Raw genomic sequence first — 13,582 nt, 5'->3', positions numbered from 1 at the left:
AAATCTGTAGACAGCAGTTTCTTTGGTTATAAAACACATTTGGCGATGACCGAGGAACGCATCATCACAGCAGCGGTCGTTACTACGGGCGAAAAAGGTGATGGTCCGGAACTGCCCCGGTTATTGGAGATCAGTAGGCAGAATGGAATGGAAGTGGATACTATAATAGGTGATGCTGCATATTCTGGAAAGGACAACCTTCAACTGGCAAAAGAACAGAACATTGATATCATCGCTAAATTGAATCCAGCAGTTAGCCAGGGATGCAGGAAAGAAGGGGAACACTTCCACTTTAACAAGGACGCAGGGATGTTTGTCTGTCCTGCAGGACATTTAGCCATCCGCAAGGCGCGTCAGGGAAAGAAGGGACAAGGTACAAATCAAACGCAGACATATTACTTCGATGTCGAAAAATGTAAAGTCTGCCCTCTTAGAGAAGGCAGGGCCGATTCCTATGGTATCCATAACATGGAAATGCAGGGTGCAATGGCCATCTTTACGGTAAACTTGAAAAGAATCCTGAAATTGATCTAAAAAGGAAAGGTATTACCTCAAAAACAGGGCAATTGGGATACTAAAATCTCAAACAGCAAGCCTAGTCGGCTAAACCTTCAATAAGGCCATTAAAAAACACACTTTCAGAAATCCTTTAAACAAAAATGACCGAGTAAGGTAAATCCTGTACTCAGTCATTTCTTTAAATCTCATTAAAAAGTTGAGACTTTTTCAGTGCCCTCTCAAATGATCACCTCTTTTTGTTGAAGATATCTTCCGTATCTTAGTTTTGTTCAGCAGGTAATACTGAAACGTAGGATTTGTTGTTCGCTTTCTTACGGAAAACAACAGTACCATCAACTAAAGCATACAATGTATGATCTTTACCGATACCTACGTTATTGTCAGGGTTATGCTGTGTACCACGTTGACGAACGATGATATTTCCAGCGATAGCTTGCTGACCACCAAAAATTTTGATACCTAATCTCTTACTATGTGACTCACGGCCGTTCTTGGAACTACCCGCACCTTTTTTGTGTGCCATTTCTTTATCTTAATTTATGACTTGCGTCAGATTAAAAAATTCGATTATAAACTAATACCAGTGATCTGGATTTTTGTGAAGTGTTGACGGTGACCGTTTTTCTTTTTGTAGCCTTTACGACGTTTTTTCTTGAAAACGATAACTTTTTCACCTTTCAAATGTGACAAAATAGTAGCCGAAACTTTAGCACCTGAAATACTTGGTGTTCCTACAGTGAATTTACCACCGTCTTCTGCTAACAATACATTGTCAAATTCAATACTAGCGCCTTCGTCTCCTTGTAAACGGTGTACAAAAAGGTATTGGTCTTTTGCAACCTTAAATTGCTGTCCTGCTATATTTACTATTGCGTACATTGTTATTAATGATTTGTTAATTATTTAATGAACGGCAAAGATAAAACTTTATTTCTATTCATCCAATTATTTTTTATATTTAATACGTTGTTTCCAAACCAAAAAATTACCTTGAAAATGATTAATTTTTGGAACTATACGTCATTGCGAGGAGGTACGACGAAGCAATCTTTCTTTCATGTCATCCTGAGCGTAGTCGAAGGATCTGTACGTGTATCAAATGTAGATGCTTCGACTTCGCTCAGCATGACATGGTTAAAGATTGCTTCGTTCCTCGCGATGACGCGAAGATTGCTTCGTTCCTCGCGATGACGCGAAGATTGCTTCGTTCCTCGCAATGACGGTTCATCAACTATTCTTCAAATTCCTTTAAATATGCAATAGACTGATCGATCCTCCTAATCTGTTTTTCATACCTTCGGATGACTAGCCGTCCAAAAGCATAGGCAGCAAACAACAATAATCCAAAATAAATGGCAAAGAAGATAATTGGTCCAATGTCCACTGCTGTAGTACCATTCAACAAATCGTTCAACCTTAAGGTATAATGGTCTCCCCTTTCCAGTCCAGTGTAAATCATAGCACCGCCAAAGCCAATTATCATGGAATGGAAAGTGGTTGATCGATAGGACATCATATTTAATTTCATCTCGTAGGAAAACCAAAGCAGATTCTCCAGGGAATTAAATTCCAGGTGATAGGTTTTATGGTAAAACTTCCAATATTGGGAATAATAATGAATCCAGATCATCGTGGTTGCCAAGATATAAATGGATAATACCAATATAGTAAATATCTTGAGGTTCTCTGCGTATATAAAGAACCCAAAAAGACCCAAGAAAACAATGGTAAGGATCAGGTTTACCCAAAATTCCTGACGCATATATTTTCTGATCAGGTCGATCGCGGTACTCGCCTCCCTTTTCTTGGACAGGTTGATGCTCAGATCCTGATCCTCATTTTTGTCCGCTTGCCAATCTTTTCTTAAATCGTCAAAATTCATAACCTTGTTTTTTTATGATTTCCTGTAATTTATCCTTCGTCCTATTCAATTTTACCCGCGCGTTGACCTCTGAGATACCTAGCTGTACACTGATCTCTCGATGAGATAAACCTTCCAAGAATAAGAAGATTACTGCCTTCTCCACTTCATTCAATTCCTTTACCGCTCGATAGAAATAATCCAATTGCTCCTCCTTTTGGGCGTGGTCGCTATGATCTGGTAGGTCTACCTGATCATTGATGGTATTTGTCTTTGGTTTTCGCTGATCTTTCTTGACGTAGACCAGGGCAGTGTTGAGTGCCACCCGATACATCCAAGTGGAGAACTTGCTCTCTCCTTTAAAATTTCCATAGGAACGCCAAAGCTGAAACACCATTTCCTGGTAGAGATCTTCCTGATCCAAGATATCATCCATATAAATTTTTGACAACTTAAATAAGATGCCTTTATGGGTGTCTATCTCTTGAAGGAATTGCTGCTCTAAAGAATTCACTGTTTGGATAAATTGTTTTAAAGATAATTTGCTTTTATAGGGTTAGTAATTGATTTTGTGGAATGTTACATGGGAAATGGAAAAACGTTTGAAAATAAAAACGTTATTAATTAAAAACGTCATTGCGAGGAACGAAGCAATCTTTAAACTTATCGAAAGATTGCTTCGTTCCTCGCAATGACGTGCATATCGCAATGACGTAGGGGCCTTGCAATGCCCCTAAAGCCCATCACAATGACGTAAGGACCTCAAAAATAACCTATTTCCCTACGATTTCCTCCATCTCCTGCATAATCTTCTTCGCTATTGCCTCTGCTGCCTCCACAGATCCACCTTCCGAATAAATTCGAATAATAGGTTCTGTATTCGATTTACGCAAATGCACCCATTCATTTTCAAAATCAATCTTCAACCCATCAATTGTAGAATGGTTCTCATGCGCATACTTCGCCTGCATTTTCGCCAAAAGATCATCAATATCCAACTCTGGAGTCAAGGTGATCTTATTTTTCGACATATAATATTGCGGTAATTCTGCCCTATATGCTGAAGCTTTCTTCCCTAATTGCGCCAAATGCGCCAGGAACAAAGCAACCCCCACCAAAGCATCACGGCCATAGTGAGAAGCCGGGTAAATAACTCCACCATTACCTTCACCACCCATCACCGCATCAACTTCCTTCATTTTGGTCACCACATTCACCTCACCAACTGCTGCGGCGAAATATTCACCACCATGCTTCAGCGTCACATCGCGCAAAGCACGGGTTGATGATAAATTAGAAACCGTATTCCCTTTTTTATGGGTCAAAATAAAATCAGAAACTGCCACCAAGGTATATTCCTCACCAAACAATTCCCCATTTTCCATCATGAACACCAAACGGTCCACATCCGGATCCACGGCAATCCCCAGGTCAGCACCATTCTTCAATACCGCTTCTGAAAGATCCGTTAAATGTTCCTTCAATGGTTCCGGGTTATGTGGAAAATGACCATTAGGCTCACAATGTATTTTATAAACGGTCTGTACGCCCAAAGCTTCCAATAATGCCGGAATGAAAACACCTCCCGTACTGTTCACCGCATCAACCGCTACCTTAAAGTTCGCCTTTTTAATAGCGTCTACATCCACGAATTCCAAGGCAAGTACATCATCAATATGTTTCTGTAAGAAAGAATCATCTTTGGTCACTTTTCCTAATTCCTCCACTTCTGCAAAATCAAAATCCAAGCTCTCCCCTAAAGTCAAAACTTCTTTCCCTTCTGCATCAGAAATAAACTCACCTTTTTCATTCAACAATTTCAAGGCATTCCATTGGCCAGGATTATGGGAAGCAGTCAAAATGATTCCACCTGCAGCACCCAATTTTGGAACAGCGATCTCCACCGTTGGTGTTGTCGACAGCCCTAGATCAACCACATCAACTCCGATACTCTGTAAAGTCCCGATCACCAAGTTCGCGACCATCTCGCCAGAAATACGTGCATCACGACCGACAACGATCGTTTTATTCGTTGAGTTTGCTGTAATAATCTTTCCGTAGGCTGCTGTAAACTTGACGATATCAACCGGAGTTAAGTTATCGCCTGGTCTTCCGCCTATGGTTCCTCTAATTCCTGAAATAGATTTTATTAATGCCATATTTGATTGTTTGTTCGCCGTAAATTTAATCTAAAAAATATTTATTAGTGACTTTTATTCTTTTTTTCAATTATTTACCTACTTTTGTTGCAACATTGTTTCTTTTAGCTCAGCAGGGACATTAGGAAGCAAGGTTGATTTTTTATAGATTTGGTCTGAAAAAATGGACCATTCTATTTAGACTATATGTTAGAAAATATTATTGCATTCGATAAAGAGTTTTTTTTAGCCATCAATCAAGGATTAAGTAATCCGGTGTTTGACTGGCTATTACCAATTTTAAGGAACCCATATACTTGGTCTCCACTTTACCTCTTCCTCATCATCTTTTTTATTAAACATTATGGCAAGACAGGCGTGCTGATCGTTGCCTGTACCTTAGTGACCTTTGGTATAACCGATCTCACCTCCTCCCATCTGATCAAAAAGACGGTCAAGAGGGTCAGACCTTGTAATGATGTGGTTTTTAAAGATCAAGTGAACTTAAGAGCACGTTGTGGATCCGGTTTCAGTTTTACCTCTTCCCATGCGACGAACCATTTTGGGATGGCCTTCTTCTGGATTGTCCTGTTCCGTCGTAAATGGCGACATGCCCTATGGCTTTGTATCCTTTGGGCTGCGTCCATCGCCTTTTCTCAGATCTATGTAGGCGTACATTATCCTTTTGATATCATCTGTGGTGCCATCCTAGGAACATTGATCGGTTTAGGCACCGGCTATCTATTCAAACGATTTTATCCGAAATTTTTCGAATCCCCAAATAACCCAATACCAATAACACATGAGTAGTTTCTTAATTGTCTCTATTTTATTTTTTTCAGCTTTAATTAGTGGTGTCGCTGTTTTCTTTGTAAAAAGAGACAATACACAATTACTCAAGCTTATCCTTTCTTTCAGTGGTGCCTATCTTTTTGCCATCACTGTACTTCACCTGATCCCTGAGGTATACCACAGTGGATCAACTCCAGGAGAAATCATCGGATTATACATCTTAGGCGGATTCTTGTTCCAATTGGTGTTGGAGCATTTTTCCCAAGGAATTGAACACGGTCATATACATTCCGATGGGCATGCAGAACATAAGCAAGCATTCCCTATCGCCATATTGATCAGTTTGTGTTTACATGCCTTTTTAGAAGGTTTCCCGTTAGCATCAGGGCATCGTAATGAATTGGTATTCGGTATAGCCATCCATCATATTCCGGCGGCTTTTGCTTTAGGTAGTCTTTTGATCAACACGAAATTGAACAAACAGAACATCATCCTCTTCATTGCCATATTTGCAGCCATGACTCCACTAGGTTTCCTGACCAGTAAAGGTATCAGCGGTGGAGACATTGGAAATATTGGACAATATTTTGATAAGATCATGACCGTGGTAATCGGTATATTCTTACATATATCCACCACCATCCTATTTGAGTCAGGATCGGCAGACCATCATACCTTCAACAAAAAGAAAATGTTGGCGGTTCTTTGTGGCGTACTGGTTTCGTTGGCAAACTTCCTTTTCCCACACGAGCATGACCATGGATCCCACGGTCCGGCAACAGGAACAGAACAACATGATCATCACGACCACAATCATGACCACAATCACGACCATGATCATGATCACAACCATGACCATGATCACGATCATGAGCATTAATTAGCCTGCTTGCCCATTCGATTCACCGCGGAATTTATCCAACAGTTCGCTTAGTTGCATAAATTCCTCGGTGGTCAGATTTGGCGCCAAGACATCATCCAGCATCATATCGTTCTCGATATCATGCAACAGCTTCAACCCTTTGTCGGTGATCAACAGATCCACCGCACGTTTATCACTGCCATTCTTCGTCCTAGAGACCAAGCCTTTTCCAACGATTCGATCCACCAAGCGGCTGATGTCAGGCGTCTTTGTCAGCAAACGCTCCTTCAATAAATTGTTTGTTACGGGATTTGGGAACTGACCTCGCAATACCCTCAACACATTAAATTGCTGTAGTGTAAGCTGCTTAGCTCCTGCTCTCTTTTCGAGCATCACATTCAGCCAGTTGTTCGTGTAGATAACATTGACCGTAACGCGATGCCAAGGGCTAGCGAATTGCTTCACTCTTACCAGTTCTTCAATCTTTGGCATAACTTTAAAAATACATTAGTGTGACTTAATCCGCAATTTAAAAGATTTTAATTATTTATCTTTGCTCAAAACGTATTTTTTTAAACCGTTCAACTTCACAAATGCAGAACAATATTAGCCTCGACAGACTAAAAATTGGCGACACCGTAAAAATTCAAACCATAGATTCCTTGGAAATTCCAGCAAAATTCTTTGAGCTTGGCTTTTATCCAGGTTCGCTCATTGAAATAAAACACAAAGCTCCATTTGGTGGACCGATCTGTGTAAATATCATTGAAAACAATTCCTTAATTGCCATCCGCAAGTCTGAAGCCAAGTTAATAACTGTAGAAAAAATTTAATGAAAAATCCAAATATTGTACTTTTAGGAAACCCCAATGTTGGTAAAACTTCCTTGTTCAACAGGCTGACCAAATTGAACCAAAAAGTAGGGAATTACCCCGGAATCACCGTTGAAAAGCGCGAAGGAACCCTTAAAGCACATAACAAAACCTATCATATCATCGATCTTCCCGGAACATACACCTTGTTCCCCAACTCTTTGGATGAGGAAATCGTATTTCAAATATTAAGTGATAAGAACAATCCATATCACCCCGATCTGACCTTGGTCGTGGCAGAACCTGCTACCATCAAACGGTCAATCATCCTCTATCAACAAGCTCGTGAATTAGGAATTCCTGCCATTTTTGTCATCAATATGATGGACGAAATCGAGAGCAAAGGGATGCAGATCGACATACAAAAATTAGAGGTTTACCTGAAGACGAAAGTCTATAAAACGAACGCCAGAACGGGTAAAGGAATTGACGAACTTGTAGCTGCATTTCCACAAAGTCCTGTAACATACTTCGGGAATTTTCAGATTCCTGCAACATACTCAGCCGCCCTTGATGAAGCTAAACGGATTTTTCCATTGGCAACGGAGTATCTTACTTGGCAATATCTCGCTCAAGAAAGAATTTCCAGTCTAACAACTGAGCAACAAAAAGCCTTGGAAGAGATCAGGACCAAGCATCAATTGAATATCCATGAGATGCAAAAATTGGAATCCCAGATTCGCCATGATGCCATTACGGAGGATCTTAAACCAATCATCCAGAAAGCGGAGAACAAAAAACTGAACAATACCTCAAAAATAGACCGCATCCTTTTACATCCTATTCTGGGATACATCATCTTTTTTGGTCTATTGTTCGTGATCTTCCAAGCGATCTTTGCCTGGTCTGGTCCTTTGATGGATTGGATCGATGGCTTATTTGCAGACATTACTGAGAAGCTGGATGCCGCCCTTCCTGATGGACCTTTGGCTTCCTTATTTATTTACGGTATAGTAGCTGGTGTTGGTGGAATCGTTATCTTCCTTCCGCAGATCGTTATTCTCTTCCTATTCCTTTCCTTAATGGAGGAATCAGGCTATATGAGTAGGGTCGTATTCTTAATGGACCGTTGGTTGAAACCTTTTGGTTTAAACGGAAAATCGGTGATCCCATTGATGTCAGGTGCTGCCTGTGCCATCCCGGCGGTGATGTCGGCGCGGAACATCGAGAACCCGAAAGAAAGGTTATTGACCATGTTAGTAACCCCATTCATGACCTGCTCCGCACGCTTACCGATCTATATCGTTATTATAGGTCTGGTCATTCCAGAAACCAGCGTATTAGGATTCAACCTGCAAGGTATGGTTCTTTTTGCCATGTACCTATTAGGAATTATTGGTGCCTTGGGCTCTGCTTGGATACTGAACAAAGTGATCAAAAGCGTTCGTTCTTCATACTTGATCTTTGAATTACCGACCTATAAAGCGCCAGATTGGAAAAATGTATTGACCAATGTCTGGGATAAAGCTTCAGGGTTCCTATGGGATGCCGGTAAGATCATCTTGATGATTTCCATTGTCCTTTGGGTATTGGGTAATTTTGGTCCGAACGATAAATTCTATAAAGCCGACGAGTACGTAACGGCCATGAAACCTAATTTGGAAGAGGAGCAGTTTGATAAAGAAGTGGCCTCTTATAAATTGGAGCACTCTTTTTTGGGTTACCTCGGAATGGGTATAGAGCCATTCGTAAGACCATTGGGCTACGATTGGAAAATGGGTATCGGTTTGATTTCTTCCTTTGCGGCACGCGAAGTATTTGTGGGCACTATGGCAGTTGTTTACAGCCTGGGGGATGAAGTGGATATCGAAGACGATGGTCAGAAAAGATCGCTATTGGACAAGATGCGTTCAGAAATTAACGCCAATACCGGCAAACCGGCTTATAATATGGCTTCCGGAATTTCGTTATTATTGTTCTACGCCTTCGCTATGCAATGTATGGCAACGATCGGTGTGGTGCGTAAGGAAACCGGCTCCTGGAAATGGACCTTGATACAGACTTTGTTCATGACAGGTCTTGCCTATGTAGCCGCATTAATCGCTTATCAACTTCTAAAATAAGAACATCATGGGTTTAATCATTCAGTACATCATTATTTTCATCCTTTTTATTGGGGCTTTATACTTCATTTTCAAACCCTTCTTCAGTAAAAAAAGTAACCCAGGATGTGGTAAGGGATGCTCCTGCGATGTAAAAATGGATCCGAAGAAATAAACAATAGATAAAAAAGTATTTAAAAGCTCTCTTTAAAATAAAGGGAGCTTTTGTTTTATATGTTATTGGAAAAAATTATCTTGTACCGTTATAAAACATATAATCAGTAATTAACCTGTCAACAACGTGCAAGAAAACAAGGAAAAGGAACTCAAAAGAGGACTTAGCAACCGTCATATTCAATTAATTGCTCTTGGTGGAGCCATAGGAACCGGATTATTTTTAGGCGTTGGCCAAGCCGCCATTCTAGCTGGACCATCGGTTATCCTCGGCTATGCCATTGCTGGTTTGGTCGCTTTTTTCATCATGCGGCAATTGGGAGAAATGGTCGTTCAAGAGCCTGTTTCCGGTAGCTTCAGTACCTTCGCCAACAAATATTGGGGTCCATTTGCTGGATTCGCATCCGGTTGGAACTATTGGATCCTCTATATCCTGGTGTCCATGGCCGAATTGACCGCCATTGGAAAATATGTACAATTTTGGTGGCCTGAAATTCCGCTCTGGGTCTCCACCCTTTTCTTCTTTTTCGTTATTAACGCGATCAACCTCGCATCAGTAAAAGTATATGGGGAAACCGAATTTTGGTTTTCCATCATCAAGGTCGTGGCGATTATTGCCATGATCATCTTCGGTGCCTATCTATTGATATCCGGCAATGGCGGAGAAAGGGCAACGGTAGAGAACCTCGTCAACGACGGTGGGTTTTTCCCCCATGGTTGGCTCAGTGGAAATGCAGCAATGGGCTATTCAGGACTCCTCGCCGCCCTGGTGATCATCATGTTTTCCTTCGGTGGATTGGAGCTAGTAGGTATCACAGCAGCTGAAGCGGAAAACCCGGAAAAGAACATCCCTAAAGCCACCAACCAAGTGTTATGGCGTATTTTGGTCTTTTATGTGGGTGCTCTGTTCATCCTGTTTTCCCTAATGCCATGGCGTACCATTACGGCAGAAACCAGCCCTTTTGTGGAAGTATTTGCCACCCTGAAAGGCTTTCAATTTGAAATGTTTGGGAATACATTCTATTTCACCAATGTGATCGCCAATGTGCTGAATGTAATCGTATTAACCGCCGCACTATCCGTTTATAACTCCTGTGTGTACAGTAATTCCAGGATGTTGTATGGATTGGCTGAACAAGGCAATGCACCGAGGTTCCTTAAAAAATTAAACAAGAACCACTCTCCTATTGCGGCTATCCTAGCATCAGCAGCTATTGTGGCCATTACGGTAGTGATCAATAAAGTGATCCCTAAAGAAGCATTGGGCATCCTGATGTCGCTGGTGGTATCTTCCCTTATCATCAATTGGATCATGATCACCTTAACGCATATGTTCTTCCGGAAACAAAAGGATAAGGAAGGCGTGAAAACCAAGTTTCCAACCATCCTTTATCCGATCAGTAATTACTTTAGTCTCTTGTTCCTTGTGGGTGTATTAGTGATGATGTGGTTTACAGGACTGAAGATATCTGTTGAATTGATCCCTGTTTGGTTGATCCTCCTTTGGATATCCTACCTGCTGATCCAAAGGAATAGAGCGAAAAAAGAAATCAATAATTCGATCGATCATTAAAAAGTTCATATTCCATATCGTTTTTGCCATCCTGTTTATCTGCCATCTGGTAGCCATACAACAGCATATGGATGGATTAAGGACCATGACAAAACCATTGATCTGTATCGTATTGGTATTGTTCCTCTGGAATGAGACAGGCTTGAAGAGAAAATTCCATCGATTGATAGCTGCCGGATTGGTCTTTGGCCTGGCCGGCGATGTCTTCCTCATGATGAACAACATGTTCATCTTTGGCTTAGGGTCTTTTCTGATAGGCCATATCCTTTATGCTTGGGCATTTCTTACACAAACGTCCAGCCTAAGCCTGACCAAACATAAAGGTTATATCTTTATTGCCTGTCTTCTCATCAGTTATTCCTATTACCTGTACAGCGTGTTGAAACCCAGTTTAGGGGTATTGGAAATACCAGTCATTGCCTATATCCTTGTGATAGCTGCCATGGCTTTGTTGGCTTTTACCCGAAAACAGCAGACCAATTTGGCCAGTTTTTTATTCATCTTTATCGGCTCTCTCTTATTTATAGCCTCTGATTCCATTTTAGCCATCAACAAATTTGTGGCTTATGTTCCCGATTCCGGCATCATGATCATGAGCAGCTATATGCTAGCTCAATACGGTATTACTACTGGTGCTGTTATGGACAGAAGCAACCGCTCTTCCTGATGGATCGTTCATGTTCTGGAAAGAAGCATCCCACAACAAAGCTTCAGGCGTACTACATGCCACGGACTTCACCGATGGAACCGATTTGGCTGCCGCGTCCGACGGGAAATGGCTTTCAAATATACTTCTGTACAGATACTCTTCCTTGTTTTTTGGTGTATTGATCGGAAAGCGTTTGGCTGCGGCTTCAAATTCCGTATCCGTCACTTTCTCCTCCGCTTGCGCTTTCAGTGTATCGATCCAAGAATAGCCCACACCATCCGAGAACTGCTCCTTTTGTCTCCAGGCGATGCTTTCCGGAAGGTAATCCTCAAATGCTTTTCTGACTACCCATTTTTCCATGCGTTCGGAAGTGATCATTTTATCCTGTGGGTTGATGCGCATCGCAATATCCATGAATTTCTTGTCCAAAAATGGAACCCTACCTTCCACGCCCCATGCCGCCAAGGATTTATTGGCACGGAGACAATCGTAGAGGTATAATTTTTTCAGTTTCCTAACCGTTTCCTCATGGAATTCCTGCGCGTTTGGTGCTTTATGGAAATATAGATAACCTCCAAAAAGTTCATCGGACCCTTCGCCTGACAACACCATCTTGATGCCCATGGACTTGATTACCCTGGCCAAAAGGTACATCGGTGTAGAGGCACGTACAGTAGTGACATCATAGGTTTCCAGGTGATAGATCACCTCGCGAATAGCATCCAAGCCTTCCTGAATCGTGAAGTTCACTTCATGATGGATGGTGCCGATGTGGTCTGCTGCCTTTTGCGCAGCAATAAGATCCGGCGATCCTTTCAGACCCACGGCAAAGGAATGCAATTGGGGGTACCAGGCTTCCTCCTGATCTTCGGATTCAATCCTTTTGGATGCAAATTTTTTGGTGATGGCAGCAATCACCGAGGAATCCAATCCTCCAGATAATAAAACACCATAAGGAACATCCGACATCAATTGCCGATGCACGGCATCTTCCAATCCCTGGCGTAATTTTCCCAGGTCGGTTTCCTTTTCTTTTACCGTGCTATATTGCTCCCAATCCCGTTTGTACCACTGGATAGGTTCCTGTCCTTCCTTGCTGTGCAGGTAATGTCCCGGAGGAAATTGGTCGATCTGCTCGCAGAATCCTTCCAGAGATTTTAACTCGGAGGCTACAAATAATTGCCCATATTGATCCTTACCGTAATAAAGTGGAATGATACCCATATGATCTCGGGCAATGAAAAAAGAATCATCACGGGCATCGTATAAGGCAAAGGCAAAGATGCCGTTCAAGTCTTCAACAAATGCCGGACCCTTTTCCAGGTAGAGGGCAAGGATGACTTCGGAATCGGATTGGGTTGTGAAGTTATAATGTGCTAAGGAATTTCGTAACGATTGGTGATTGTAGATTTCACCATTTACCGCCAATATTACTTGTCCATCCGGACTGTATAATGGCTGGCTTCCCGATTTTGGATCAACGATCGCTAACCGCTCATGCGCTAAAATTGCTTTTTCTGAACTGTAAATTCCTGACCAATCTGGACCACGATGACGAATGCGTTTCGACATTTCCAATACTTGAGGTCTTAATTCGGACACAGGTTGTATGATTTCAAAAGCTCCTACTATTCCACACATATTATTAAAATTTTATTAATGTTTTTATTGTTTTGTTGATATAATGATACAAATAAAATGATTATAAAATTAATTTCATAATATTTTTTAATTTTTGTTGAATAGATTGTAATTAGATTGTAGATGTTAGATGATAGATGTTAGATGATAGATGTTAGACGCGTCATCGTAAGTTTGTAAGTAAGTTATAGGAATTAAAGAGACAGAATATAATTTTGTATTTCATTTAGGATACAGCGAGAGAGGGAGTAAGATTTTTAATCGTCATTGGTCCTTGAGAGACCCTTCGCAATGTTAATCCCCCTCTCTTATTCCTATCATAAACTTGGACAGTTCATTAGGCCAGGAGCCTGTTTTTACGATTGATAAGTTATGATAAGAGCTGCTGTAATCCACAAATATGATATACAAATATGGTAACAGGTATTGATTGTTCAAAGGATTATTTTGACATTTCTG

14 protein-coding genes are annotated in these 13,582 nt (G+C 41.2%); 7 read left to right on the top strand and 7 right to left on the bottom strand.

The window, feature by feature from the left end:
* On the top strand, nt 1-534 hold a 534-nt coding region (locus CRJ00_RS15375; protein ID WP_144038179.1), incomplete at its 5' end, for a transposase.
* Between the two features lie 244 nt (nt 535-778).
* Here CRJ00_RS15375 and rpmA read toward each other — a convergent pair.
* From rpmA to glmM, 5 genes are all read right to left on the bottom strand, one after another.
* Nucleotides 779-1,042 carry a 50S ribosomal protein L27 gene (rpmA, locus tag CRJ00_RS15370; protein ID WP_099367641.1) on the bottom strand — a complete coding sequence of 88 codons (264 nt, stop codon included), beginning with the start codon at nt 1,040-1,042 and terminating at the stop codon, nt 779-781.
* Nucleotides 1,043-1,086: 44 nt separating this feature from the next.
* Nucleotides 1,087-1,398 (bottom strand): 50S ribosomal protein L21, encoded by a 312-nt coding sequence (gene rplU / locus CRJ00_RS15365; protein WP_099367640.1) that lies wholly within the window; start codon nt 1,396-1,398, stop codon nt 1,087-1,089.
* 352 nt (nt 1,399-1,750) lie between these two features.
* Nucleotides 1,751-2,401, bottom strand: a complete 651-nt coding sequence (locus CRJ00_RS15355) for a hypothetical protein (protein ID WP_099367638.1) — start codon at nt 2,399-2,401, stop codon at nt 1,751-1,753.
* Complete coding sequence (locus tag CRJ00_RS15350) at nt 2,391-2,894, bottom strand: RNA polymerase sigma factor (RefSeq protein WP_099367637.1); 504 nt, start codon at nt 2,892-2,894, stop codon at nt 2,391-2,393. The genes CRJ00_RS15355 and CRJ00_RS15350 overlap by 11 nt, the downstream gene beginning before the upstream one ends.
* A 259-nt stretch (nt 2,895-3,153) precedes the next feature.
* The gene (gene glmM, locus CRJ00_RS15345; protein WP_099367636.1) at nt 3,154-4,539 is read right to left on the bottom strand and encodes a phosphoglucosamine mutase; all 1,386 of its coding nucleotides are present in this window, start codon (nt 4,537-4,539) and stop codon (nt 3,154-3,156) included.
* A gap of 186 nt (nt 4,540-4,725) precedes the next feature.
* Between glmM and CRJ00_RS15340 the strand changes: the two genes are divergently transcribed.
* A complete protein-coding gene (locus CRJ00_RS15340; protein WP_099367635.1) occupies nt 4,726-5,328 on the top strand; it encodes a phosphatase PAP2 family protein in 603 nt (200 codons plus the stop codon).
* Nucleotides 5,321-6,190: a ZIP family metal transporter gene (locus CRJ00_RS15335; protein ID WP_099367634.1), complete on the top strand. Its 870-nt coding sequence runs from the start codon at nt 5,321-5,323 to the stop codon at nt 6,188-6,190. The genes CRJ00_RS15340 and CRJ00_RS15335 overlap by 8 nt, the downstream gene beginning before the upstream one ends.
* On the opposite strand, the gene CRJ00_RS15330 is transcribed toward CRJ00_RS15335, so the two are convergent.
* On the bottom strand, nt 6,191-6,664 hold the full coding sequence (locus tag CRJ00_RS15330) for a MarR family winged helix-turn-helix transcriptional regulator (protein WP_099367633.1): 474 nt from the start codon (nt 6,662-6,664) through the stop codon (nt 6,191-6,193).
* A 101-nt stretch (nt 6,665-6,765) separates the two neighbouring features.
* On the opposite strand from CRJ00_RS15330, the gene CRJ00_RS15325 reads away from it, so the two are divergent.
* The 4 genes from CRJ00_RS15325 to CRJ00_RS15305 all read left to right on the top strand — a co-directional run bounded on the left by CRJ00_RS15325 (nt 6,766) and on the right by CRJ00_RS15305 (nt 11,500).
* On the top strand, nt 6,766-7,005 hold the full coding sequence (locus CRJ00_RS15325; RefSeq protein ID WP_099367632.1) for a FeoA family protein: 240 nt from the start codon (nt 6,766-6,768) through the stop codon (nt 7,003-7,005).
* A complete protein-coding gene (gene feoB, locus CRJ00_RS15320) occupies nt 7,005-9,107 on the top strand; it encodes a ferrous iron transport protein B (RefSeq protein ID WP_099367631.1) in 2,103 nt (700 codons plus the stop codon). Before CRJ00_RS15325 ends, feoB begins: the two co-directional genes overlap by 1 nt.
* A gap of 280 nt (nt 9,108-9,387) precedes the next feature.
* Nucleotides 9,388-10,833: an amino acid permease gene (locus tag CRJ00_RS15310; protein ID WP_099367630.1), complete on the top strand. Its 1,446-nt coding sequence runs from the start codon at nt 9,388-9,390 to the stop codon at nt 10,831-10,833.
* A gap of 67 nt (nt 10,834-10,900) precedes the next feature.
* Complete coding sequence (locus tag CRJ00_RS15305) at nt 10,901-11,500, top strand: lysoplasmalogenase (RefSeq protein WP_099367629.1); 600 nt, start codon at nt 10,901-10,903, stop codon at nt 11,498-11,500.
* Here CRJ00_RS15305 and asnB read toward each other — a convergent pair.
* Complete coding sequence (gene asnB / locus CRJ00_RS15300; RefSeq protein ID WP_099367628.1) at nt 11,441-13,123, bottom strand: asparagine synthase B; 1,683 nt, start codon at nt 13,121-13,123, stop codon at nt 11,441-11,443. The two genes, CRJ00_RS15305 and asnB, sit on opposite strands and share 60 nt — an antisense overlap.
* Between the last annotated feature and the right edge of the window lie 459 nt (nt 13,124-13,582).

Source organism: Sphingobacterium sp. 1.A.4 (genome assembly GCF_002734245.1).
Lineage (GTDB): Bacteria > Bacteroidota > Bacteroidia > Sphingobacteriales > Sphingobacteriaceae > Sphingobacterium > Sphingobacterium tenebrionis.
This window is presented reverse-complemented; position numbering and strand designations above follow the sequence as displayed.

What these genes read in the sequence shown, in the direction of transcription:
- CRJ00_RS15325 (WP_099367632.1), top strand. Translation starts at nt 6,766, where the DNA reads ATGCAGAACAATATTAGCCTCGACAGACTAAAAATTGGCGACACCGTA.
- rplU (WP_099367640.1), bottom strand. Translation starts at nt 1,398, where the DNA reads ATGTACGCAATAGTAAATATAGCAGGACAGCAATTTAAGGTTGCAAAA.
- CRJ00_RS15305 (WP_099367629.1), top strand. Translation starts at nt 10,901, where the DNA reads ATGGATGGATTAAGGACCATGACAAAACCATTGATCTGTATCGTATTG.
- CRJ00_RS15335 (WP_099367634.1), top strand. Translation starts at nt 5,321, where the DNA reads ATGAGTAGTTTCTTAATTGTCTCTATTTTATTTTTTTCAGCTTTAATT.
- glmM (WP_099367636.1), bottom strand. Translation starts at nt 4,539, where the DNA reads ATGGCATTAATAAAATCTATTTCAGGAATTAGAGGAACCATAGGCGGA.
- CRJ00_RS15340 (WP_099367635.1), top strand. Translation starts at nt 4,726, where the DNA reads ATGTTAGAAAATATTATTGCATTCGATAAAGAGTTTTTTTTAGCCATC.
- CRJ00_RS15355 (WP_099367638.1), bottom strand. Translation starts at nt 2,401, where the DNA reads ATGAATTTTGACGATTTAAGAAAAGATTGGCAAGCGGACAAAAATGAG.
- asnB (WP_099367628.1), bottom strand. Translation starts at nt 13,123, where the DNA reads ATGTGTGGAATAGTAGGAGCTTTTGAAATCATACAACCTGTGTCCGAA.
- feoB (WP_099367631.1), top strand. Translation starts at nt 7,005, where the DNA reads ATGAAAAATCCAAATATTGTACTTTTAGGAAACCCCAATGTTGGTAAA.
- rpmA (WP_099367641.1), bottom strand. Translation starts at nt 1,042, where the DNA reads ATGGCACACAAAAAAGGTGCGGGTAGTTCCAAGAACGGCCGTGAGTCA.
- CRJ00_RS15330 (WP_099367633.1), bottom strand. Translation starts at nt 6,664, where the DNA reads ATGCCAAAGATTGAAGAACTGGTAAGAGTGAAGCAATTCGCTAGCCCT.